25 protein-coding genes are annotated in these 21,878 nt (G+C 64.9%); 11 read left to right on the top strand and 14 right to left on the bottom strand.

Translation table 11 applies throughout. The annotated features are described in order from the left end of the window. Positions 1–42: 42 nt before the first annotated feature. The 3 genes from GH660_RS12025 to GH660_RS12015 are packed head-to-tail and all read right to left on the bottom strand — an operon-like array spanning position 43 to position 2,134. Positions 43–1,215: an isovaleryl-CoA dehydrogenase gene (locus GH660_RS12025; protein ID WP_153146918.1), complete on the bottom strand. Its 1,173-nt coding sequence runs from the start codon at positions 1,213–1,215 to the stop codon at positions 43–45. Positions 1,216–1,244: 29 nt separating this feature from the next. Beyond that, positions 1,245–1,688 (bottom strand): PaaI family thioesterase, encoded by a 444-nt coding sequence (locus tag GH660_RS12020; RefSeq protein WP_153146917.1) that lies wholly within the window; start codon positions 1,686–1,688, stop codon positions 1,245–1,247. 53 nt (positions 1,689–1,741) lie between these two features. Continuing rightward, on the bottom strand, positions 1,742–2,134 hold the full coding sequence (locus GH660_RS12015) for a MerR family DNA-binding transcriptional regulator (RefSeq protein WP_153146916.1): 393 nt from the start codon (positions 2,132–2,134) through the stop codon (positions 1,742–1,744). A 102-nt stretch (positions 2,135–2,236) separates the two neighbouring features. On the opposite strand from GH660_RS12015, the gene GH660_RS12010 reads away from it, so the two are divergent. The 3 genes from GH660_RS12010 (at position 2,237) to GH660_RS12000 (ending at position 5,612) form a co-directional block, all read left to right on the top strand. Next, positions 2,237–3,262 (top strand): MBL fold metallo-hydrolase, encoded by a 1,026-nt coding sequence (locus GH660_RS12010; RefSeq protein WP_153146915.1) that lies wholly within the window; start codon positions 2,237–2,239, stop codon positions 3,260–3,262. Positions 3,263–3,295: 33 nt separating this feature from the next. Further along, positions 3,296–5,131: an alpha/beta hydrolase gene (locus tag GH660_RS12005; protein ID WP_153146914.1), complete on the top strand. Its 1,836-nt coding sequence runs from the start codon at positions 3,296–3,298 to the stop codon at positions 5,129–5,131. A gap of 109 nt (positions 5,132–5,240) precedes the next feature. Continuing rightward, positions 5,241–5,612 (top strand): hypothetical protein, encoded by a 372-nt coding sequence (locus GH660_RS12000; RefSeq protein WP_153146913.1) that lies wholly within the window; start codon positions 5,241–5,243, stop codon positions 5,610–5,612. A 70-nt stretch (positions 5,613–5,682) separates the two neighbouring features. Here the strand turns inward: GH660_RS12000 and GH660_RS11995 are convergent, their stop codons facing one another. From GH660_RS11995 to GH660_RS11955, 9 genes are all read right to left on the bottom strand, one after another. After that, positions 5,683–6,132: an SCP2 domain-containing protein gene (locus GH660_RS11995; RefSeq protein WP_153146912.1), complete on the bottom strand. Its 450-nt coding sequence runs from the start codon at positions 6,130–6,132 to the stop codon at positions 5,683–5,685. Beyond that, on the bottom strand, positions 6,129–7,037 hold the full coding sequence (locus tag GH660_RS11990; RefSeq protein WP_153146911.1) for a U32 family peptidase: 909 nt from the start codon (positions 7,035–7,037) through the stop codon (positions 6,129–6,131). Before GH660_RS11990 ends, GH660_RS11995 begins: the two co-directional genes overlap by 4 nt. Positions 7,038–7,050: 13 nt before the next feature. Then, on the bottom strand, positions 7,051–8,058 hold the full coding sequence (locus tag GH660_RS11985) for a peptidase U32 family protein (protein ID WP_153146910.1): 1,008 nt from the start codon (positions 8,056–8,058) through the stop codon (positions 7,051–7,053). 90 nt (positions 8,059–8,148) lie between these two features. Continuing rightward, complete coding sequence (locus GH660_RS11980; protein WP_153146909.1) at positions 8,149–9,141, bottom strand: septal ring lytic transglycosylase RlpA family protein; 993 nt, start codon at positions 9,139–9,141, stop codon at positions 8,149–8,151. Then, on the bottom strand, positions 9,138–10,250 hold the full coding sequence (gene rodA, locus GH660_RS11975; protein ID WP_153146908.1) for a rod shape-determining protein RodA: 1,113 nt from the start codon (positions 10,248–10,250) through the stop codon (positions 9,138–9,140). Before rodA ends, GH660_RS11980 begins: the two co-directional genes overlap by 4 nt. Beyond that, positions 10,247–12,157: a penicillin-binding protein 2 gene (gene mrdA, locus GH660_RS11970; RefSeq protein WP_153146907.1), complete on the bottom strand. Its 1,911-nt coding sequence runs from the start codon at positions 12,155–12,157 to the stop codon at positions 10,247–10,249. Before mrdA ends, rodA begins: the two co-directional genes overlap by 4 nt. Before the next feature lie 15 nt (positions 12,158–12,172). Then, positions 12,173–12,694, bottom strand: coding sequence for a rod shape-determining protein MreD (mreD, locus tag GH660_RS11965; RefSeq protein WP_153146906.1), 522 nt, complete (start codon positions 12,692–12,694; stop codon positions 12,173–12,175). Continuing rightward, positions 12,694–13,632 (bottom strand): rod shape-determining protein MreC, encoded by a 939-nt coding sequence (gene mreC, locus GH660_RS11960; RefSeq protein ID WP_153146905.1) that lies wholly within the window; start codon positions 13,630–13,632, stop codon positions 12,694–12,696. The genes mreD and mreC overlap by 1 nt, the downstream gene beginning before the upstream one ends. Before the next feature lie 30 nt (positions 13,633–13,662). After that, entirely contained in the window at positions 13,663–14,706 is a 1,044-nt protein-coding gene (locus GH660_RS11955; RefSeq protein WP_153146904.1) for a rod shape-determining protein, read from the bottom strand. A 102-nt stretch (positions 14,707–14,808) separates the two neighbouring features. Here GH660_RS11955 and gatC point away from each other — a divergent pair, with 102 nt between their 5' ends. The 4 genes from gatC to gatB are packed head-to-tail and all read left to right on the top strand — an operon-like array spanning position 14,809 to position 18,530. After that, entirely contained in the window at positions 14,809–15,096 is a 288-nt protein-coding gene (gatC, locus tag GH660_RS11950; protein WP_153146903.1) for an Asp-tRNA(Asn)/Glu-tRNA(Gln) amidotransferase subunit GatC, read from the top strand. Next, positions 15,093–16,550 carry an Asp-tRNA(Asn)/Glu-tRNA(Gln) amidotransferase subunit GatA gene (gene gatA / locus GH660_RS11945; protein ID WP_153146902.1) on the top strand — a complete coding sequence of 486 codons (1,458 nt, stop codon included), beginning with the start codon at positions 15,093–15,095 and terminating at the stop codon, positions 16,548–16,550. Before gatC ends, gatA begins: the two co-directional genes overlap by 4 nt. Further along, the gene (locus tag GH660_RS11940; RefSeq protein ID WP_153146901.1) at positions 16,547–17,062 is read left to right on the top strand and encodes a hypothetical protein; all 516 of its coding nucleotides are present in this window, start codon (positions 16,547–16,549) and stop codon (positions 17,060–17,062) included. Before gatA ends, GH660_RS11940 begins: the two co-directional genes overlap by 4 nt. A 16-nt stretch (positions 17,063–17,078) precedes the next feature. Then, entirely contained in the window at positions 17,079–18,530 is a 1,452-nt protein-coding gene (gene gatB / locus GH660_RS11935; RefSeq protein ID WP_153146900.1) for an Asp-tRNA(Asn)/Glu-tRNA(Gln) amidotransferase subunit GatB, read from the top strand. On the opposite strand, the gene GH660_RS11930 is transcribed toward gatB, so the two are convergent. Both GH660_RS11930 and pyrE read right to left on the bottom strand, forming a co-directional pair. Further along, positions 18,531–19,196 carry a hypothetical protein gene (locus tag GH660_RS11930; RefSeq protein ID WP_153146899.1) on the bottom strand — a complete coding sequence of 222 codons (666 nt, stop codon included), beginning with the start codon at positions 19,194–19,196 and terminating at the stop codon, positions 18,531–18,533. Next, positions 19,183–19,824 carry an orotate phosphoribosyltransferase gene (gene pyrE / locus GH660_RS11925; protein WP_153146898.1) on the bottom strand — a complete coding sequence of 214 codons (642 nt, stop codon included), beginning with the start codon at positions 19,822–19,824 and terminating at the stop codon, positions 19,183–19,185. The genes GH660_RS11930 and pyrE overlap by 14 nt, the downstream gene beginning before the upstream one ends. Positions 19,825–19,871: 47 nt before the next feature. Here pyrE and GH660_RS11920 point away from each other — a divergent pair, with 47 nt between their 5' ends. The 4 genes from GH660_RS11920 to GH660_RS17915 all read left to right on the top strand — a co-directional run bounded on the left by GH660_RS11920 (position 19,872) and on the right by GH660_RS17915 (position 21,734). Then, complete coding sequence (locus GH660_RS11920; protein WP_153146897.1) at positions 19,872–20,654, top strand: exodeoxyribonuclease III; 783 nt, start codon at positions 19,872–19,874, stop codon at positions 20,652–20,654. Between the two features lie 66 nt (positions 20,655–20,720). Next, positions 20,721–21,035, top strand: a complete 315-nt coding sequence (locus GH660_RS11915; RefSeq protein WP_153146896.1) for a YqjD family protein — start codon at positions 20,721–20,723, stop codon at positions 21,033–21,035. A gap of 4 nt (positions 21,036–21,039) precedes the next feature. Continuing rightward, positions 21,040–21,444 (top strand): phage holin family protein, encoded by a 405-nt coding sequence (locus tag GH660_RS11910; protein WP_153146895.1) that lies wholly within the window; start codon positions 21,040–21,042, stop codon positions 21,442–21,444. Further along, a complete protein-coding gene (locus tag GH660_RS17915) occupies positions 21,441–21,734 on the top strand; it encodes a YqjK-like family protein (protein ID WP_194266309.1) in 294 nt (97 codons plus the stop codon). Before GH660_RS11910 ends, GH660_RS17915 begins: the two co-directional genes overlap by 4 nt. Positions 21,735–21,878: the final 144 nt, after the last annotated feature.

Here is a 21,878-nt window from a genome sequence, read left to right as displayed (position 1 = left end):
TCCTTGTGCGGCGCTCCCGTCCGGAGCGCCGGCAGGAGCGTGTTATGCGGTTTCGGCGAAAAGTTCGCGACCAATCAGCATTCTACGGATTTCGGAGGTGCCTGCCCCGATCTCGTAGAGCTTGGCGTCTCGCCACAGGCGGCCGGTCGGATATTCGTTGGTGTAGCCGACGCCACCCAGCGTCTGGATCGCCTCTCCGGCCATCCAGGTCGCCTTCTCGGCGGAGTAGAGGATGGCGCCGGCGGCGTCCTTGCGCAGGGTGCGGGCGTGGTCGGTGTTGTCGCAGGCGCGGCCCAGCGCATAGACGTAGGCGCGGGTGGCCTGCCAGGTCGAATACATGTCGGCGACCTTGCCCTGCATCAGCTGGAATTCGCCGATGCTCTGGCCGAACTGCTTGCGCTCGTGCAGGTAGGGCACGACGACGTCCATACAGGCGGCCATGATGCCGAGCGGGCCGCCGCACAGCACGGCGCGCTCATAGTCGAGGCCGGACATCAGCACCTTGGTGCCGTTGCCGACGCCGCCCAACACGTTCTCCTCGGGAATCTCGCAGTCGTCGAAGAACAGCGGGAAAGTGTTCGAGCCGCGCATGCCCAGCTTGTCGAGGTGGGTGCCGTGGCTGAAGCCCTTGAAACCCTTCTCGACGATGAAGGCAGTCATGCCCTTGGCACCGGCTTCCGGGTCGGTCTTGGCGTAGACCACCAGGGTGTCGGCGTCACCGCCGTTGGTGATCCACATCTTGGCGCCATTCAGCACGTAGCGGTCGCCCTTCTTGTCGGCCTTCAGCTTCATCGAGACGACATCGGAGCCGGCATTCGGCTCGGACATGGCGAGCGCCCCGACGTGCTCGCCGGAGATCAGCTTGGGCAGGTATTTCTGGCGCTGGGCTTCGTTGCCATTGCGGCGGATCTGGTTGACGCACAGGTTCGAATGGGCGCCGTACGAGAGGCCGACCGAGGCCGAGGCGCGCGAGATTTCCTCGAGCGCGACGATGTGGGCGAGGTAGCCCATGTTGGTGCCGCCGTATTCCTCGCCGGCGGTCATGCCGAGCAGGCCCATGTCGCCGAACTTCTTCCACAGGTCGGCGGGGAATTCGTTGACGCGGTCGATCTCGGCGGCGCGCGGGGCGATCTCGGCGTCGGCGAAGGCTTTCACCGCGTCGCGCAGCAGGTTGATGTCTTCGCCGAGGCCGAAGTCGAGGCTGGGAATGTTCATGGGTTTGTCTCCGTTGTCTTTTGGTTGGGCTACTTCTCGCTCTTGCCGTGCATCACCATGATGGTCTGCTGCATCAGCGCGCATTGCGTTTCCTGGCCGTCCTTGACGGCGAACACTTCGGCCCGGGTGACGATCAACGTTCGCCCGGCACGCACCACCGTGCCGCGGGCGATCAGTTGGTCGCCATCGGCGGGGGCCATCAGGTTCATCTTGTATTCGACCGTCAGCACCGAGGCCGAGGCGGGCACCATGGTCATCGCCGCGTAGCCGGCGGCCGAGTCGGCGATCATGCCGACCACGCCGCCGTGCACGAAGCCGTGCTGCTGCTCGACGCCGTGCCAGTGCGGCAGGTGGATTTCGGTGCGGCCGTGCTCGATCACGGGCAGGCTGGCGTGGATCAGCGCCATCGCGTTCTGGCGGTCGAAACTGGCGCGGACGCGCTCGGCGAAATGGGGGTCGGAAATTCGGGTCATGGCGTGATTGTATTGACGTTAACGTTAACGTCAACTAGTTGGTCAAAAATATTTCAGGCCGCATTGCGGCGCGCCAGTTCCTGCTCGCACTGCCGCTCGAACTGGGCGATCTCGGCGAGCATCGCTTCGATGTCCTCGCGCTGCTGGACCAGGGCCTCGCGCCGCTTGGACATGACGCGCAGGCATTCCAGCAGCTGCGGCGTCTCGTCCTCGGTCGACGCGTACATGCCGATCAGGTCCTTGATCTCGGCCAGGCTCAAACCGAGGCGCTTGCCGCGCAGGGCCATCTTGAGGCGGGCGCGGTCGCGGCGGGTGAACACGCGCTTGCCGCCTTCGCGTTCCGGCGCCAGGATGCCCTGGTCTTCCCAGAAGCGGATGGTGCGCGGCGTGATGTTGAATTCGCGGGCGAGGTCGGAAATGGCGAAGATGGTAGCCGGCTGGTTCACTGGAGGGTCCTTGAACGGTTCGGGCAAGTAAATCAGAAGAAAGGGGTTTTTTCAATCCGCTACCGTATGGTAATTTGCGCTTCCTGCTTCGAAGATTCGTCCATGTCCCTGCATTACCCCCATGCCCATCCGCCTGCCGCCGCCGAGCGGATCGAGGTCGCGCCCGGCGTCTTCTGGCTGCGCATGCCCCTCCCGTTCCAGCTCGACCACATCAACCTCTGGCTGCTGCGCGACGGCGACGGGTGGACGATCGTCGACACCGGTTTTCCGAACGACGCGGTGATGGCCACCTGGAAGCGGATCATCGAAGGCCTCGACGGGCCGGTCAGGCGCCTGATCGTCACGCATTTCCACCCCGATCATCTCGGCCTCGCCGCGTGGCTGATGGAGCAGACCGGCGCTCCGCTGTGGATGACCTCCGGCGAATTCCTGACCGCCCACGTCGTGTGGAACGAAGTCGGCGGCCACGGCGCCCGCTTCATGGTCGAACAGTTCCGCCAGCACGGGCTGGATGACGAGCGGCTGGGCAAGTTCGAGAAACGCGGCTCCGGCTACCGCAAGGCGGTGCCGGCGCTGCCCGAGCACTACCATCGCCTGAAGGCGGGCGACGCGGTTGCGGTCGACGGTCGCCAATGGCAAATAATCATCGGCCACGGTCACGCGCCCGAGCATATGGCGCTTTACTGCGCCGAACTCGGCGTGTTAATTTCCGGCGACATGCTTTTGCCAAGAATTTCCACGAATATCAGTGTGTTTGCGGCGACCCCGGATGCCGATGCCTTGGGCTGGTTTCTGGAATCGCTGGAAGCTATGGCCAGGAAAATGCCGGAGAAGACCCTGGTTCTGCCGTCGCACGGTTTGCCTTTCACGGGAGTTCAGGCGCGGGTGAAGGCTTTGCGTGCGCACCACGAGGAGCGGTTGCAGGCGCTGGAGGAAGCATGTGAGGAGGCGCCGAAAAGTGCGGCCGAGTTGCTCGAAACGCTGTTCCAGCGGGCGCTCGACACGCATCAGACGATGTTTGCCATGGGCGAGGCGATCGCTCATCTGAACCACCTTCATCAAGCTGGCCGGTTGTCATGCAGCACCGACGCCGACGGTGTAATTCGTTTCATGCGGCTACAACACTAACCGGCCGCGTACTGACAGAGAGGGAGTTTTAGCATGTCGCAGCAAACCGATGACAAGGCAGGCAACCTGCCCAACCCGGCCGAGATGGCCAAGACCTACGCCGAAGTCGCCCAGCGTGCTTCCCGCCTGATTTCCCAGTTCGTCGAGAAGAAAGCCAAGGAAGGCGTCGAGGCGCCGAGCGACGAGCTGGGCGTCGCCAAGGCCTTCATGGACCTCTCGTCCCGCCTGCTCGCCAACCCGTACAAGATGGCGCAGACGCAGATGAACATGATGTGGGACTACTTCTCGCTGTGGCAGAACACCTCGATGAAGATGATGGGGATGCCGGTGCAGGCGCCGGTCGCCGCGCCCAAGAAGGGTGACAACCGCTTCAAGGACGAGGAATGGGAGCAGCATTTCCTGTTCGACTTCGTCAAGCAGTCCTACCTGATCACCGCCCGCCATCTGCATGACACCGTCGCCGGCACCGAGGGCCTCGACGAACCGACGCAGCAGAAAGTCAACTTCTTCACCCGCCAGTACATCGACGCCCTGTCGCCGTCCAACTTCGCGCTGACCAACCCGGAAGTCTTCCGCGAGACGGTCAAGAGCCACGGCCAGAACCTGATCAAGGGCCTCAACAATCTGCTGCACGACGTCGAATCCGGCGACGGCCAGCTGCGCATCCGCATGACCGACACCTCGGCCTTCGAAATGGGCAAGAACGTTGCCACGACGCCGGGCAAGGTCATCTTCCAGAACGAGCTGTTCCAGCTCATCCAGTACAACCCGACCACCCCCGACCAGTACAAGAAGCCGCTGCTGATCGTGCCGCCGTGGATCAACAAGTACTACATCCTCGACCTGCGCGAGAAGAACTCCTACGTCAAGTGGGCGACCGACCAGGGCTACACGACCTTCATCATGTCGTGGATCAACCCGGACGAGAAGCTGGCCCAGAAGTCCTTCGAGAACTACCTGCTCGAAGGCTCGATGGAGGCCATCAACCAGGTCTGCGCCCATACCGGCGAAGACAGCGTCAACCTGGCCGGTTACTGTCTGGGCGGCACGCTGACCATGACGACGCTGGCCTACATGGCGGCGAAGAAGGACAAGCGTGCCAATTCCGCCACCTTTTTCACCACCATGCTCGACTTCTCCGACCCGGGCGAGCTGGGCATCTTCCTCGACGAAGGCGCTGTCTCCGGCCTCGAAAAGCGGATGAACGAACGCGGCTTCCTCGAAGGTTCGGAAATGGCCGGCACCTTCAACATGCTGCGCGCCAACGACCTGATCTGGTCCTTCGTGGTCAACAACTACCTGATGGGCAAGGATCCCTTCCCCTTCGACCTGCTCTACTGGAACTCCGATTCGACCCGCATGCCGGCGGCGATGCACAGCTTCTACCTGCGCAACATGTACCTTGGCAACAAGCTGAAGGATCCGGGCGGCATCACCCTCGGCGGCGTCAAGATCGACATCAGCAAGGTCAAGACCCCGTGCTACTTCATCTCGACGGTCGAAGACCACATCGCGCCGTGGAAGAGCACCTACATGGGTGCCCGCCTGCCGTCCGGTCCGACCAAGTTCGTCCTCGGCGGTTCCGGCCACATCGCCGGCATCGTCAACCCGCCGGTCGCCAACAAGTACGGCTTCTGGACCAACGACGCCACCGACGGCAACCTGCCGGAAGATCCCGAAGATTTCCTGGCCGGCGCGACACAGAACGCCGGTTCGTGGTGGACGCACTGGAGCCAGTGGGTGAACAGCCTGCCGGGCGGCAGCGCCAAGGTCAAGGCACGCAATCCGGAGGATGGCTCGCTCAAGGTCATCGAGGATGCACCGGGCAGCTACGTCAAGTTCCGCCTGGACGCCCAGAAGAAGAAGTAATTCGACCGCTTGCGGGCAAATGACGGGAGGCTGCGGCCTCCCGTTTTTCGTGAACTTTCGCTGCGCCGCCTGTCAAATGTAAGTAATGAAAAGGAGGTGCGCCATGTTGATGAGCGAATATCCTGTCGTCTCGGTCCACATTCCCCCCATCCTGCGTCCGCTTGCCGAAGGCCGCGACGAAATCATGGCCAGCGGTGAGACCGTCGGCGAGATCCTGGAGGCGGTCGGCCACGAGTATCCGGCCTTGGGTGAATCGCTGCTGTGTGCCGACGGTAGCCTGGCCGACGGCCTCGCGGTCTATTTCGGCGGCGCCGTGCTGCATGGCCGCGAAAGCCTGACGATGCCGGTCGATCAGGAGGAAGTGGTCAGCATCGTTGCCGTCGCCAACCCGAGTTGTCCAACCGGCCTGGTCCACACCGGGACTGCCGGACATGCCGCGACGGGCGAGGAAGACGAGGCCGTGATCTCGGTGGGCAACTGAAAATCGCCTGGATTTTACGGTCGACAGCAACAGCAGGAGAATTTTCCCGGCCTGAACCGGTCGCGCGAGATCAGCGCGACGGCAACGGTAGGCGGGGCAGTTTGGGCCACTCGACGGCGTCGAGCATGTTCTTGACGAGGAGACCCAACTCGGTGTCGCCGGTGATTTCCAGTTCGCGGTTAAAGAAAAGGGTGTCCGGGTCTTCCTGGCGGGCGAGGAGCTGCAGGTAGGCCGAGAGATTGGCGGCGAAGGCGAGATCGGGTTCGCGTTCGGCACGAAACACCGGGCGGAAGAGACCGTCGCGATACGTGAAGTGGGCGGTGCCGCCGGTGTCGAGCACCTGGACGCGGAAGAGTTTGTCTTCCAGCGCGGTCAACTCGCTTTCAGGCAGCAATTTCATCTTGAGCGCGGCATTGAGCCCGGCGACGAGGGCGAGGCCGTGCGGCCATTGCGGCAACTTATGGCCGAGGGCGGCGACGAAGCCGGGCAGGCGGAATTTGGGGATGGTGAAGTCGCTCATGCGGTGGCTCCCAGATGGGCAAGGGCTTGCGTGTGATGTTGATGGATGCCGGCGTCGCCAAACCAGTAGCCGTCTACCTGGCCGCTGGCATTCCAGTCGCGGCCGTCAACATCGACCGTCTCGCCACGGCGGGCGGCGTCAAAGGCGGCGATGATTTCGCTGATGTGCGCCTTCTGCGGGCTGACACGGATGATGTCGATGCCCAGCTGGCGCAAGGTCGGAACTTCATGCAGCAGGTTGTAGCTTTGCGCCGACATGGTCTGGATGCCGTTGATGCAGAGGAAATCCTGGCCTTCGCGGGTTTTCAGCGTCAGGCCCTCGGGATGGTCGAGGCACTTGAACTGGCAGTCGTCCTTGTTGAGGTCGTAATGGCGGGCGGTGAAGCAGCGCGCCGAGAAGGCCAGAGGCAGCTTGCCATAGACGAAGACCTCGGTTTCGACGCCGGCCGGGCGGCTGGCATGCAGGGTCTCGACCAGCGTCCGCGTCGCTTCCAGCGGCGGCACCCAGCGCTTCATGCCGTAGCGGGCGTAGGTGGCGAGCGTCGCCTCGTTGTAGATGTTGAGATGCGGGCCGGCGACGAATTCCTTGCCCTGGGCGAGGTTGACCGCACCCAGGTCATTGGCTTCGACCTTGCATCCTGCGTCATCAATCAGGCGGCGCAAGGCCTTGAGGTCGCTTTCCGATTCGAGCAAGGCCTGTGCCGAGACGACGACTTCCTTGCCGGCATCGGTCAGGTCGCGGGCCAGGCCGATCCAGTCGGCGGTACGCAGTTGCTGGCGGCGCGAGCATACGACTTCGCCGACGTAGATGATGTCGATGGCCGGGTTCTGCGCCATTTCGACGTAGAACTCGAGGACTTCGGCCTTGGGCCAGAAATAGAGCAGGGGTCCGAGCGCGAGTTTCATGCGGCTTCTTCCTTCAGCGCCACGGCCGGTTGTAGGCGCCCAGCGTGGCCTGGCTGCCTTCGGAGACCTTGGCCAGCTCGGCCTGCCAGGCCGGCTTGACGTGGTAACGCTCGCCGCTCGCCGCCAGTGCGTCGAGCGCGGCGCGCAGGGTGCGGGTGACCTGGGTGACGTAGGCCGGGCTGCGCTGGCGGCCCTCGACCTTGATCGCGCGGACGCCGATCTTGATGATCTCGGGCAGGATGGACAACACGTTGAGGCTGGTCGGCTCCTCGAGCGCGTAATAGGTCTCGCCCTGGACCTCGAAACGGCCCTTGCACAGCGTCGGGTAACCGGCGGGCTCGTCGTCGCCGAAGCGGTCGATGAGGATGCCGTTCAAGCGCGTGTCCATGTGCCCCGGCTGCTTGTCCCACTTGACGTACTTGGCCGGCGAGCAGGCGCCGACGGTGTTCGGCGATTCGCCGCAGGCGTAGGACGATAGCCAGCAGCGGCCTTCGTTCATCACGCACAGGCTACCGAAGCCGAAGACCTCGATTTCGACCGTGGTGTTCTTGATGACGTGTTCGACCTGGGCCAGGGTCAGAACGCGCGGCAGCACGGCGCGCTGGATGCCGAATTCGCGCTGGCAGAAGTTGATGGCCTCATAGCTGGTCGCCGAGCCTTGCACCGAGAGATGCAGACGCTGCTGCGGATGGCGGCGGCGGGCGTAGTCGAGCAGGCCGACATCGGCGAGGATGATCGCGTCGACGCCCTGGTCGACGGCGCCATCAACGGCCTTCTGCCAGTCGGCAACGCGGCCGGCCTGGGCGAAGGTATTGATCGCCATCAGCACCTCGCGGCCCTTGCTGTGGGCGTAGCGGATGCCGTCGCTCATGGTCTTGGCGTCGAAGTTGAGACCGGCGAAATTGCGGGCGTTGGTGTCGTTCTTGTAGCCGAGATAGACGGCATCGGCGCCGTTATCGACGGCGGCCTTGAGGGCCGGCAGGCTGCCGGCCGGGCAGACGAGATCGGGCAGGGAGCTCATCGCGGACTTCCAGTATGGCAAGCGGGGCAGTATAGCCAGCCGCCCGTAGCCGCCATTGATGCTGGTCAAAGGTCGGCCAGATTGGCCGCTTCAGCGGATAACGACGGTCGGTTTGTAGCCCAGCGCGGCGCGGATCTTCTCCGCCACCTTGTCGGCGTCGCCGCGGCTGGCGTAGGGGCCGAGGTGCAGGCGATGGATGCCGTCGCCCGGCTGCACGCGCATCGGCTCGGCCAGCCAGTCGAGTTCGCGCGTCAGGTGATTCTTCAGGCTTTCGGCATTGTCGGCGCTGCTGAAGGCGCCAAGCTGCAGATAGACGCCTTTCGCCGCACCGGCGTCGCCGCCCATGCCGGCCATCGCCGCCGTCTGCACCGGCCGTTCCTCGAGCGCCATGCGGCGGGCGAGCAGTTCGATTTCGTCGCGTTCGGCGGGCGCCGGGCGGGGCGCCGGCGGTGCGACCTGGGCGTAAGCGGTGGCTGACGGCTCGCCGGGAATGATCGCCTCGACCTCGACCTGCCCGCTGCCGCCGTTGATCAGGCCGAGCTTGTAGGCGGCGGTGTAGGAAAGGTCGATGACGCGGTCGGCGTGGAAGGGGCCGCGGTCGGTGATGCGGACGACCACCGCCTTGCCGGTCTGCACGTTGGTGACGCGCACGTAGGAGGGAAGGGCCAGCGTCGGGTGGGCGGCGGTCATGGCGAACATGTCGTACGGTTCGCCGATCGAGGTTTTCTGGCCGTGGAACTTCTTGCCGTACCAGCTGGCGATGCCGCGCACCCGATAGGGCCTGACCGTGGTGTTCGGCACGTATTCCTTGCCGAGGACGACGTAGGGTTTGGTCGCCGGTTTGTGCAGCGGCTCCCATTTCGGCTCGGCGTCTGGAATGTCGTCAAGGCCGTCGGGAATGTCGTCGCCCGGGCCGTCGTCCTTGTAGAAGCCGCCGCCGCGCTTGAGGACGACATTCGGTTTCTTGGTCGGCGTCTTGGAAATGCCGCCTTTCTGGCCGTCGACCGCATCCTGCCGCGGCGCGCTGCCGCAGGCTGCCAGCAGCAGGGCCACCAGGGCGCAGGCGGTGAGGCGGGCGCTCACTTCTTCACCAGCATGCGGTGGGTCTGGATCGACATCAGGATGCCGATGCCGAGGAACAGGGTGACCAGCGCCGTGCCGCCATAGCTCATGAAGGGTAGCGGCACGCCGACGACGGGCAGGATACCGCTGACCATGCCCATGTTGATGAAGGCGTAGGTGAAGAAGCCGAGCGTGATGGCGCCGGCCAGCAGGCGCGAGAACTTGGTCGGGGCGGCGGCGGCGATCATCAGGCCGCGCCCGATCAGCAGGGTGTAGAGGAAGACGAGGAGGCCGTTGCCGAGCAGGCCCCATTCCTCGGAATAGACGGCGAAGATGAAGTCGGTGTGCTTTTCCGGGATGAATTCGAGGTGGGTCTGGGTGCCGTTCAGGTAGCCCTTGCCAAACGGGCCGCCGGAACCGATGGCGATGGTCGCCTGGATGATGTGGTAGCCGGCGCCGAGCGGGTCGGTGGTTGGATCGATCAGGGTCATGATGCGCTTGCGCTGGTAGTCGTGCAGCATGTTCCAGAGCAAGGGGGCGGCGGCGGCGCCGGCGGCGCCTAGCCCGAGCATCACCTTCCACGGCAGGCCGGCGAAGAAGATCACGAAGAACCCGGCGCCGCCGACCAGCAGGGCGGTGCCGAGGTCGGGCTGCTTGGCGATCAGCGCGAACGGCACGAGCAGCAGCAGCGCGGCGACGATGAAGTGGCGGGCGCGCAGCGTCGCCTCGTATTTGTGAAAATACCAGGCGAGCATCAGCGGCATGGCGATCTTCATGATCTCCGACGGCTGGATGCGGGTGAAGCCGAGCGATAGCCAGCGTTTGGCGCCATTGACCTTGATTCCGAACAGGAAGACGGCGACCAGCAGCAGGAGCCCGACGACGTAGAGCGGAATGGCGAAGCTCATCAGCTTCTGCGGCGGCAGGCGCGAAACGAACCACATGATGACCAGCGCGACGCCCATGTTGCCAGCCTGCGACAGCATGCGCTCGTTGCCGCCGAAGGTGGCCGAATGAACGGTGGCGAGGCCGACCGCCATGATCGCCAGGGTGATCAGCAGCAGCGGGAAGTCGATGTGGGCGATCAGTTCGCGCGCGCCACGTTTGAGGGTGCCGACGACGTCGATCATTCTTCGTTGTCATCCTCCACGGCGGCCTCGTCTTCCTTGGCGGCGCCGCCCGGCAGCTTGCCGAGCAGGTAGTAGTCGAGCACCATGCGGGCGATCGGCGCCGCCGACTGGGCGCCGAAACCGCCGTTCTCGACGAGCACGGCGAGCGCGATGCGCGGCTTGTCGGCCGGCGCATAGGCGATGAAGAGGGCGTGGTCGCGCAACTCCTTCTTGATGGCGTGCGCCTTGTAATCGGCACCCTTCAGCGAGAAGACCTGCGCCGTTCCCGTCTTGCCGGCGGCCTCGTAGGGGGCGCCGGCGAAGGCGCGGGTGCCCGTGCCTTCCTTGTTGACGCCGACCATGGCGCGGCGGATGACGTCGACGTTCTGCGGCTTGAGCTTGAGGTCGCGGATCGGCTGCGGCTCCACCGGACGCTTCTCGCCAGTCCGGGCGTCGACGATCTGGTTGACCAGGTGCGGTCGGAACATCACGCCGTTGTTGGCCAGCGTCGCCGTCGCCGAGGCCAGCTGGATCGGCGTGTAGGCGTTGTAACCCTGGCCGATGCCGATCGAGATGGTTTCGCCGGAGTACCATTTCTGCTGTTCCGGTTTCTTGAAGCGCTGTTTCTTCCATTCCGGCGACGGCAGCACGCCCTTCGACTCGCCCGAATCGTCCTTGCCGAGATCGACGCCGGTGCGCTGGCCGAGACCCAGCTGGCCCATGAACCTGGCGATGTTGTCGATCCCCATGTCGTTGGCCAGCATGTAGTAGTAGGTGTCGCAGGAATGGACGATCGACTTGTACATGTCCACGCTGCCGTGCCCGCCCTTCTTGTCGTCGCGGAACTGGTGGTTGCCGAAATTGAAGTAGCCGGGGTCGGAAATCGCCTGGTTCGGCGTGCGCTTGCCGATCTCCAGCGCGGCCAGCGCCATGAAGGGCTTGAACGTCGAGCCGGGCGGATAGGCGCCGTTGATCGCCCGGTTGACCATCGGCTTGCTCGGGTGCTCGTTCAGTTCCTTCCAGTTGTCCGGCGTGATGCCGTCAACGAACAGGTTGGGGTCGTAGGTCGGATTGGAAACCAGGGCCAGGATGCCGCCGGTGGCCGGGTCGATGGCGACCAGCGCGCCCTTGCGGTCGCCGAAGGCCTGTTCGGTGATTTCCTGTAGCCGGGCGTCCAGGGTCAACTGCAAATTGTTGCCGGAAACCGGCGGGATCCGCTTCAGGCTGCGCAGCGCACGGCCGCCGGCGTCGATTTCGACCTCTTCGTAGCCGGTCTGGCCGTGCAGTTCGAACTCGTAGTGCTGCTCCAGGCCGGTCTTGCCGATGTGGTCGGTGCCCTTGTAATTGGCCTGCTGTTCGGATTCCTCGATCCATTTCAGGTCGCGGTCGGTAATGCGGCCGATGTAGCCGATGGCATGCGAACCGACTGCGCCCAGCGGGTATTGGCGGAACAGCCGGGCCTTGACCTCGACGCCCGGGAAGCGGTAACGCTGGGCGGCGAACTGCGCCACCTCGGCATCGGTCAGGCGCGTGCGGATGGGGATCGACTCGAAGTTCTTGGCTTCGTCCATCAGGCGCTTGAAGCGCTTGCGGTCCTTGGGCTGGATGTCGATGACCTCAGCCAGCGCGTCGATCGTCTCCTCGAGATTGCCGGCCTGCGAGGGGGTGATCTCCAGCGTGAAGGCCGAATAGTTGCGGGCCAGCACGACGCCGTTGCGATCGGTGATGACGCCGCGGTTGGGCACGATGGGAATCAGGGCGATGCGGTTGTCTTCGGCGCGGGTGCGGTAGAAATCGTGCTGGAGCACCTGCAGCCAGACGAAGCGGCCGAGCAGCAGGCCGAAGGCGAGCAGCACCACGAGCGACGCGATGCCCAGGCGGAACCGGAAGCGGTTCACATCGGCGTCGGGGTTGTGGAAGCTGCTCATGGCCGGCGGCGCTCGTCAGATCGGGCGGTCCGGATTCTGCTCGACAGGCTGGTATTGCGGCAGAAGCAGGATGAAGGTGAGCGGAATCCACAGCAGGCTGGCGATCAGCGGGCCGGCGAAATAGCTCCAGCCCGGGAAATCGGCGCCGACCGCGAGGCGCATCAGGACCTGGATGACCTGGGTTAGCAGCAGCAGCGGCAGGACCTGCAGCGCCTGCTGGGCGACCGGGAACCAGAGCAGGCGGCGCGACTGGGCGGCCGCGGCGTAGGCCAGCAGCACGTAGGCGAAGCAATGCTGGCCGAGCACCGCGCCGTCGGCGACGTCCATCAGCAGGCCGAGGATGAAGGCCCAGCCCATGCCGACGCGGCGGAACTCGCGCACGCCCCAGAAGCAGAGGACCAGCGCCACCCAGTCGGGCATCGCCGGCCAGTTGGAGGTCGGCAGGAAGTTGAGCAGCAGGGCAACGATCAGGCTCAGGTAGATGAACCACGGGCGGACCGGCAGCAGGATGCGCGAGGAGGAAAAGGTCGGTTGCATCAGTTTTCCTTGGTGGCGCGTTTTTTCTTGGAGCGCTGGCCGGGCTTGTCGCTGCCGTCGGTGCCGCGTCCCTTCGCCGCCGGCGGGGGCGGCGGCAGCGCCTGGCGCGGGTCGAGGATCATCACTTCCCCGAAATTCTCGACGCCGGCGATCGGCGCCCCGAGGATGCGGGCGAACGAATAGGCGCCCTCGCGTTCGATGCTGACCACCTTGGCGACCGGGTAGCCCTGCAGATATATGCTGTCGAGACCCGAGGTGACCAGCACGTCGCCGATCTGGACGTCGGCGTTGGCCGGCATGTAGCGCAGTTCGAGCTGGCCGTTGCCGAGGCCGAAGACCACCGAGCGCTGGCCAGTGCGGACGATCTGCACCGGCACCGCCTGGTCCTTGTCGGTGATCAGCGTGATTTCGGCCGAGAACGGGAAGACGCGGGTGACCTGGCCGACGACGCCGGTCTCGTCGATCGCCGGCTGGCCGGCGACGATGCCGGACTGCTGGCCCTTGTCGACGATCACCTTGCGCGAGAAGGGGTCGCGTGCGGTATAGAGAATCTGCGCGACCTGGCCCCTGGCCTGCTCGCGCTCCTTGACCACCAGCAGCTTGCGCAGGCGCTCGTTCTCGGCTTCCAGCTGTTCCAGGCGCAGCAGGTTGGGCGCCGTGTTGAGCTTGGCGTGCCGCAGTTCATCGTTCTCGCGCTGCAGCAACTGCATGCCCTGCAGGTAGTTGCGCGCGTAGTCGACCAAACTGCCCGGCGTCTGCGCGACGCGCTGCACCGGGTCGACGACCAGCGCCACGCTTTGCCGCAGCAGGTCGAGGCTGCGGAAGCGCAGGTCGACGACGAACACCGCCAGCGAAATCAGGATGTAAAAAGTCAGCAGGGCCAGCGGTGCCGGCCCTTGCTTGAAAAACGGTGGCGGAGCGTGGTCGATGCTGGCCACGGCCTAATCCAGCCCTGCTGCGGTCAACGCTCAGTCCGAGGCAAAGATGCTGCCCAGCTTGTCCATCTTTTCCAGCGCCATGCCGCAGCCGCGGGCGACGCAGGTCAGCGGCTCGTCGGCGACGATGACGGGCAGGCCGGTTTCTTCCATCAGCAGGCGGTCGAGGTCACGCAGCAGCGCGCCGCCGCCGGTCAGCACCATGCCGCGCTCGGCGATGTCGGCGCCGAGTTCGGGCGGGGTCTTTTCCAGCGCCGACTTGACGGCGGAAACGACCTGGTTGAGCGGGTCGGTCAGCGCCTCGAGGATTTCGTTGGAGGAAATCGTGAACTTGCGCGGGATGCCCTCGGCCTTGTTGATGCCGGAGACTTCCATTTCCTTGACCTCGGCGCCAGGGAAGGCGGAGCCGATGTGCTTCTTGATGTTCTCGGCGGTGTTCTCGCCGATCATCATGCCGTAGTTGCGGCTGATGTAGTTGATGATCGCCTCGTCCAGCTTGTCGCCGCCGACGCGCACGGAACCGGCATAGACCATGCCGCCGAGCGAGATGACGCCGACCTCGGTGGTGCCGCCGCCGATGTCGACGACCATCGAGCCGGTGGCGTCGGCGACCGGCAGGCCGGCGCCGATCGCGGCGGCCATCGGTTCCTCGATCAGGTACACCTGGCTGGCGCCGGCGCCGAGGGCGGATTCGCGGATGGCGCGGCGCTCGACCTGGGTCGAGCCGGAGGGAACGCAGATGATGATGCGCGGGCTCGGGCTGAACAGCTTGGAGTCGTGCACCTTCTTGATGAACTGCTTGAGCATCTGCTCGGTGACGGTGAAGTCGGCGATCACGCCATCCTTCATCGGGCGGATCACGGTGATGCTGCCGGGGGCCTTGCCAAGCATTTCCTTGGCTTCCTTGCCGACGGCCTGAATGGATTTTTTGGCGTTGGGGCCGCCCTCGAGGCGGATCGCAACGACCGAAGGCTCATCGAGGACGATGCCGCGGCCGCGCACGTAGATGAGCGTATTGGCCGTGCCGAGGTCGATGGCGAGGTCGTTGGAAAAATATTTGCTGAGGAAACCGAACATCGATGACTCCGCTGCTTGGGATGCAGTAGGGAAAACTTTTATGATACCTTATAACGCTTTCCATTTTAAGACTTTGTGCACCGCAAAAAGTCTTTGCTCGCCATGTCGCTATCACTAGAACAGGTTCAGCGCATCGCCCATCTCGCCCGCATCGAGATCAGCGAAACCGAAGCCACGACCACGCAGGGCCACCTCAACGGCATCTTCCAGCTGATCGAGCAGATGCAGGCGGTCGATACCCGCGGCATCGAACCGATGGCGCACGCCCAGGATGTCGCCCAGCGCCTGCGCGCCGACGCGGTGACCGAAGGCGATCGCCGCGCCGCATTCCAGGCCGTCGCCCCGGAAACCGAAGCCGGCCTCTACCTCGTGCCGAAGGTGATCGAATGATCAACGCCAGCCTCAAGGAGTTGTCGCAGGCGCTGGCGGCGAAGCGGATTTCCAGCGTCGAGCTGACGCAGCTCTTTCTCGAACGCATCGCGCGCCTGAATCCGGCGCTGAACGCGTTCGTCACGATCGACCCCGAAAAAAGCCTGAATTCCGCCCGCGCCGCCGACGCCCGCATCGCCGCCGGCACGGCGGGGCCGCTGACCGGCATCCCGATCGCCCAGAAGGACATCTTCTGCGCCGAGGGCTGGACGACCACCTGCGGCTCGAAGATGCTGGCCAATTTCGTCGCGCCCTACGACGCGACGGTGATCCGCAGGATGCACGCCGAAGCCGGCCTAGTTTCGCTGGGCAAGACCAACATGGACGAGTTCGCCATGGGTTCGTCGAACGAGACCTCGTTCTTCGGCCCGGTGAAGAACCCGTGGGATACCGCCCGCGTGCCCGGCGGCTCGTCGGGCGGTTCCGCCGCGGCGGTGGCGGCGCGCCTGGCGCCGGCGGCGACCGGCACCGATACCGGTGGGTCGATCCGCCAGCCGGCCGCGCTGTGCAACCTGACCGGCCTCAAGCCGACCTATGGCGTCGTCTCGCGCTACGGCATGATCGCCTTTGCCTCCTCGCTCGACCAGGGCGGCCCGATGGCCGCCAGTGCCGAGGATTGCGCGCTGCTGCTCAATACCATGGCTGGTTTCGACGAGCGCGACTCGACCTCGCTCGACCGCCCGGTCGAGGACTACGCCCGCGACCTGGACAAGCCGCTGGCCGGCCTGCGCATCGGCCTGCCCAGGGAGTTCTTCGGCGCCGGCTGCGACGCCGGGGTGATGGCCGCCGTGCAGGCGGCCATTGCCGAATACGAAAAGCTCGGCGCGACGACCGTCGAGGTCTCGCTGCCCAACTCGCACCTGTCGGTCCCGGCTTACTACGTCATCGCGCCGGCCGAGGCAAGTTCCAACCTGTCGCGCTTCGACGGCGTGCGCTACGGCTACCGCGCCCCCGAGTACGGCAGCCTCGACGACATGTACATGAAGACCCGGGCCCAGGGGTTCGGCGCCGAGGTCAAGCGGCGCATCCTGATCGGCACCTACGTGCTGTCGCACGGCTACTACGACGCCTATTACTTGCAGGCGCAGCGCATCCGCCGCCTGATCGCCGACGACTTCGTCGAAGCCTTCAAGTCATGCGACGTGATCATGGGGCCGACCTCGCCGACGACCGCTTTCAAACTCGGCGAGAAGGCGGCCGACCCGGTGCAGATGTACCTCTCCGATATCTACACGATCGCCGTCAACCTGGCCGGCCTGCCGGGGATGTCGATTCCCTGTGGCTTCGCCGGCGGCCTGCCGGTTGGTCTGCAGCTGGTCGGCAACTATTTCGCCGAAGCGCAGTTGCTCAACGTCGCCCACCGCTACCAGCAGGCGACCGACTGGCACCAGCGGCGGCCGGACGGGATCGCGTGAAACCGATGCGGGCGTTCTGGCTGCTGCTGCCCCTGCTCGCCGCCGGCTGCGCCGAAATGGGCGGGCCGGAATCGGCACGCAGCGAGGCGTCGACCGCAACCGCCGAGCAAAAGATCGAATCGCAGCCGCTCAAGTATCTGAAGAACCGCAACATCAAGCCGCAGCCGACCCGTCCGCTCAACGTGCGTGCGAAATGCTCGACCCGCGATGCGGTCGGCACCGTGCGGCGTCTCGACCTGCTGGTCAAGGAGGCCAGCGTGCAGACCTTCGACGCCCAGGTGACGATGAAGGAACACGGCACGTGTCGCTTCAGCCTGCGGGAATTCGAGCAGATCGAGAAGATGCCGCAGGCGCTGCTGAGGCACCGTCAGGAAAGCGGCTGCACGGTCCGCATGTGGGAACAGGGGAGCACCGTGACGATCGCCTTCAACGACTGTCCCAGGTCGTGCGAAGGCGACGCCTTCAGCTACCTGTGGCCGTTGCTCGTCGAGAGCAAGTCGGGGCGTTGTTAAGAAACGGAATGAAACGATGAATCAGTGGGAAGTGGTGATCGGTATCGAGACGCACGCGCAGCTGGCGACCGTCTCGAAGATTTTCTCGGGTGCCGCGACGGCCTTCGGCGGTGCGCCGAATACGCAGGCCTGCGCGGTCGACCTCGCCTTGCCCGGCGTGCTGCCGGTGCTCAACCGCAAGGCGGTGGACTGCGCCATCCGCTTCGGCCTGTCGATCGGCGCCGAGGTGGCGCAGAAATCGGTGTTCGCGCGCAAGAATTACTTCTACCCGGACCTGCCCAAGGGTTACCAGATCAGCCAGTTCGAACTGCCGGTCGTGCAGGGCGGCGCCATTACCGTGCAAGTCGGCAGCGGCGACAAGGCCTACGAAAAAACCATCCGCCTGACCCGCGCCCACCTCGAAGAGGACGCCGGCAAGTCGCTGCACGAGGACTTCCACGGCAAGTCCGGCATCGACCTCAACCGTGCCGGCACGCCGCTGCTCGAAATCGTTTCCGAACCCGACATGCGTTCGTCGGACGAGGCCGTCGCCTACGCCAGGGCGCTGCATGCGCTGGTGCAGTGGATCGGCATCTGCGACGGCAACATGCAGGAAGGTTCCTTCCGCTGCGACGCCAACGTCTCGGTGCGCCGCCCCGGCGCGCCTTTCGGCACCCGCCGCGAGATCAAGAACCTCAACTCCTTCCGTTTCCTCAAGGAAGCCATCGACTTCGAAGTCCAGTGGCAGATCAACGAGATCGAGGAAGGCCGCGCCATCCAGCAGGCCACCGTGCTGTTCGACCCGGACAGTGGCGAGACGCGCATGATGCGGAGCAAGGAAGACGCACATGACTATCGCTATTTCCCGGACCCCGACCTGTTGCCGCTGGTGATTTCCGACGACTGGATCGCGCGCGTCCGCGGCGAGCTGCCGGAACTGCCGGGCCAGATGCGCCAGCGCTTCATCGACGATCTCGGGCTTTCCGCCTACGATGCGGCGATACTGACCGCCAGCCAGGAAATGGCCAATTATTTCGAGTCGACCGTAGCCGTCGCCGGCAAGGCCAACGCCAAGCCCTGCGCCAACTGGGTGATGGTCGATCTGGCCGCCCGTCTCAACAAGGAAGGCAAGGTGCTTGCCGAGTCCCCGGTGGCCGCCGCCCAGCTGGCCGGGCTGATCCAGCGCATCGCCGACAACACCATTTCCAACAACATCGCCAAGAAGGTCTTCGAGGCGCTGTGGAACGGCGAAGGCGCGAGTGCCGACGAGATCATCGAAAAGCAGGGCCTCAAGCAGATCACCGACAGCGGTGCCATCGAGGCCCTGGTCGACGAAGTGCTGGCGGCCAACGCCGCCAACGTCGCCGAATTCCGGGCAGGCAAGGAAAAGGCCTTCAACGCGCTGGTCGGCCAGGTGATGAAGGTGGCCAAGGGCAAGGCCAACCCGCAACAGGTCAACGACCTGCTGCGGAAAAAGCTGGCCGGCTGATCAGCGCGGCTGCGTGGCCGGCGTCGCGCCGGGCTTGGCCGTGGCCGCCGTGGTGCGGCCGGTCAGTTCGGCGTAGCGCTTGCGGTCGGCGTCGTATTTGGCCTTGATCGTCGCGGCGTCGCCCTGCTTGACGTCGAGCAGTTCCTGCTGGGTCTTGATCTCGTGGTCGGCGTCGCGCAGCCCCTTGGCGACGTCCGGCGGCAGGGCCTTCTTCTTGTAGAACTCGGCCTCGTCCTCGAACTTCTTCCGCTGCTTGCGGGCCGCCGCGATGCGTTCCTCCGCCCCCTTGATGGCCAGATTGATGTCGGCCTCGGCCTTGCCCTGGGCGAGATCGATGTCCTGCGGCGTGGCGTAGGTGTCGAGCAGGGCCTGGTCCTTGCGCCGCTGCTCCCGGGCATGTTCCTCGAGTTCCTTCTTGCGCAGCGCCTCGGCGGTGGCCAGCGCCTTCTGCTCGGCGGTCAGTGGCGGTCCGACTTCCTTGAGCACGTTGCCGCCATTGTCGAGAATGCGGTAGGCCTTGCCGCGGCATTGTTCCGGCAGGGAGTCGCCGCAGACGCGCCCGCCCTCGCAGCAGTAGAAGCGCCCGGGTCCGGCCGGCGCCGCGGCCTGTGTCGAAAAGGCGGCCAGCAGCAGGATCAGGCCGGCCGAATGTTTAAGAACTGACACCATATTGCTCCCGATAACGTGCGACGGCTGTCCGATGCGTTGAAAATTCCGGATGATGTTCGAGGTAGGCCATCAGGTCGCCCAGACCGGCGACGGCGACGACCGGGATGCCGTAGTCGCGCTGCACTTCCTGCACCGCCGATAGGTCGCCGAGGCCGCGTTCCTGGCGGTCGAGGGCGATCAGCACGGCGGCCGGCGTGGCGCCGGCGGCGCGGATTAGCTCGACCGATTCGCGCACCGAGGTGCCGGCCGAGATGACGTCGTCGACGATCAGCACGCGCCCGGCGAGCGGGGCGCCGACGATGCTGCCGCCCTCGCCGTGGTCCTTGGCTTCCTTCCGGTTGAAGGCGAACGGGTAGTTCCGCCCGCGCTGCGCCAGGGCCATGGAAATCGCGGCGACCAGCGGAATGCCCTTGTAGGCCGGCCCGAACAGCATGTCGAAGTGCACGCCGCCGGCTTCGGCCGCTTTGGCGTAGAATTCGGCGAGGCGCGCCAGCGACTGCCCGTCGTTGAACAGCCCGGCGTTAAAAAAATACGGGGAGAGCCTCCCCGCCTTGGTCTTGAATTCCCCGAAGCGCAAAACCTTGCAGCCGAGGGCGAATTCGATGAATTCCTGACGAAAGTCCATACCTTTCCATTCCTGCAGGCCACAGCACGCCAGCCCCAACCGACCGAATGTTACGCATCATCTCCCTGAATCTCAATGGTATTCGCAGCGCCTGGAGCAAAAACGTGCTTCCGTGGACCGTCGCCCAGGCCCCCGACATCGTCTGCGTGCAGGAACTGAAGGCGCAATTGCCCGATCTGACGCCGGAAATGCTCGCCCCCGACGGCATGCGGGCCTATTACCACGCCGCGGAAAAGAAGGGCTACAGCGGCGTCGGGATCTGGAGCCGGATGCCGCCGGACCGGGTGACCGAGGGCTTCGGCCACGGCGAGTTCGACGCCGAAGGGCGTTACATCCGCGCCGATTTCGGCAAACTGTCGGTGATTTCGCTCTACCTGCCGTCGGGTTCGTCGTCGCCCGAGCGCCAGGAAGCCAAGTTCCGCTTTCTCGACGCCTTCCTCCCGCATCTCGCCGCCCTGCGCGACGAGGGGCGCGAAATCGTGCTGTGCGGTGACTGGAACATCGCGCACAAGGAAATCGACCTCAGGAACTGGAAGTCCAACCAGAAGAACTCGGGCTTCCTGCCCGAAGAGCGCGCCTGGCTCAGCGGCGTCTTCGACGACCAGGGCTGGGTCGACGTCTATCGCCGCCTGCATCCCGAAACGACGGGCGAGTCCTACACCTGGTGGAGCAATCGCGGCCAGGCCTGGGCCAAGAACGTCGGCTGGCGGATCGACTACCAGATCGCCACTCCGGAACTGGCTGCGGGCGCACGCCGGGCGGAAATCTACAAGGCCGAGCGCTTCTCCGATCATGCGCCGCTGATCATCGACTATGAATGGACGTTGTGAATTGCTTTCGCTGTCCGAACGGGATAATCTTCCCAATCTGAATAACCGTCACCCGGGAGATTGAAAATGGCTGAAGAAATGAGCGTCGCCAACAAGGAAAAGCTGGTTTCCGACCTCAAGGTCGTGATTTCCGATACCGAAGAACTGCTGCGCGCCACGGCCGGTGCGGCCGGCGAAAAGGTCGGCGATCTGCGCGAGCGCCTGGCGATTCGCCTGCGCGACGCCAAGGAGCGCGTGGTCGATCTCGAGGTGGCCCTGGTCGAAAAGTCCAAGGCAGCGGCGCGTGCCACCGACGATTTCGTGCATGAAGAGCCGTGGAAGGCGGTCGGCGTCGCTGCCGCCGTCGGTCTCGCCCTCGGTGTGCTGATCGGCCGTCGTTAAGCGCATGTCCGCTGGAACGGGTGGCGAAGCCGGCCGCCAAGGTCTCTTCGTTTCCCTGAAGAATCTGGTCGCGACGCTGCTCGCGATCGGCAAGACGCGAGCGGAACTTCTCGTCAACGAGCTTGAGGAGGAGAAGTTCCGCCTGATGTCGCTGTGGGCCAAGGCGATCGGTGCAGCGTGGCTCTTCGCCCTTGGCACCGTCATGGTGGTTTGTTGCCTTGCGGTTGCCTTCTGGGAGCAGCGCGTACTGGTCTTCGGCCTGGCCTCCGTCCTGTTTCTTGGTGTTGGCTTTATGGTCTTCGCCTCGCTGCGACGACAGATGGCTCAGCCCAGCAAGATATTCCGCGGCAGCCTCGCCGAACTGGAAGCCGACATGGCCCAGTTGCGCCGGCACAAGGACGTGCAGTGAGCGCCAGCCGGCTCGAAGTGGCGATTCGCCACGGTGCGCTGCGGGCGCGCATTGCGGAACAACGCGCGGACCTGACGCAACATGTGGCCCCGCTTGAAGCTGCATTGGGCGGCGCCGACAAGGCACTGGCCGGCGTCGATTGGCTGAAGCATCATCCGGCGGCCGTGGCGGCGGCGGTTGTCGTTCTGGTCGTCGCCAGCCCCAAGCGGGCTTGGCGGTGGGGAAAGCGCGGCTTCCTTGTCTGGCGCAGCTGGCAGACGGTACGGAAATCGCTGCTCGGAACGCGTTGACCGCAGCGGGCGCTAGCTGTGATCTCTCTGTAGGTTGTTCACTCGGGGTGTCTCCCCGGAGAATTGGAGGCGCCAACCATACAAGCCTCCGAGGCCCCGAATGAACATCCATAAAAATGCCCGATTGACGCCGCGCGGTCGAGC

Origin of the sequence: Dechloromonas sp. H13, from assembly GCF_009469615.1 — a bacterium.
GTDB lineage: Bacteria > Pseudomonadota > Gammaproteobacteria > Burkholderiales > Rhodocyclaceae > Azonexus.
The sequence above is the reverse complement of the archived record's forward strand: the minus strand, read 5'-3'. Positions and strand labels throughout refer to the sequence as shown.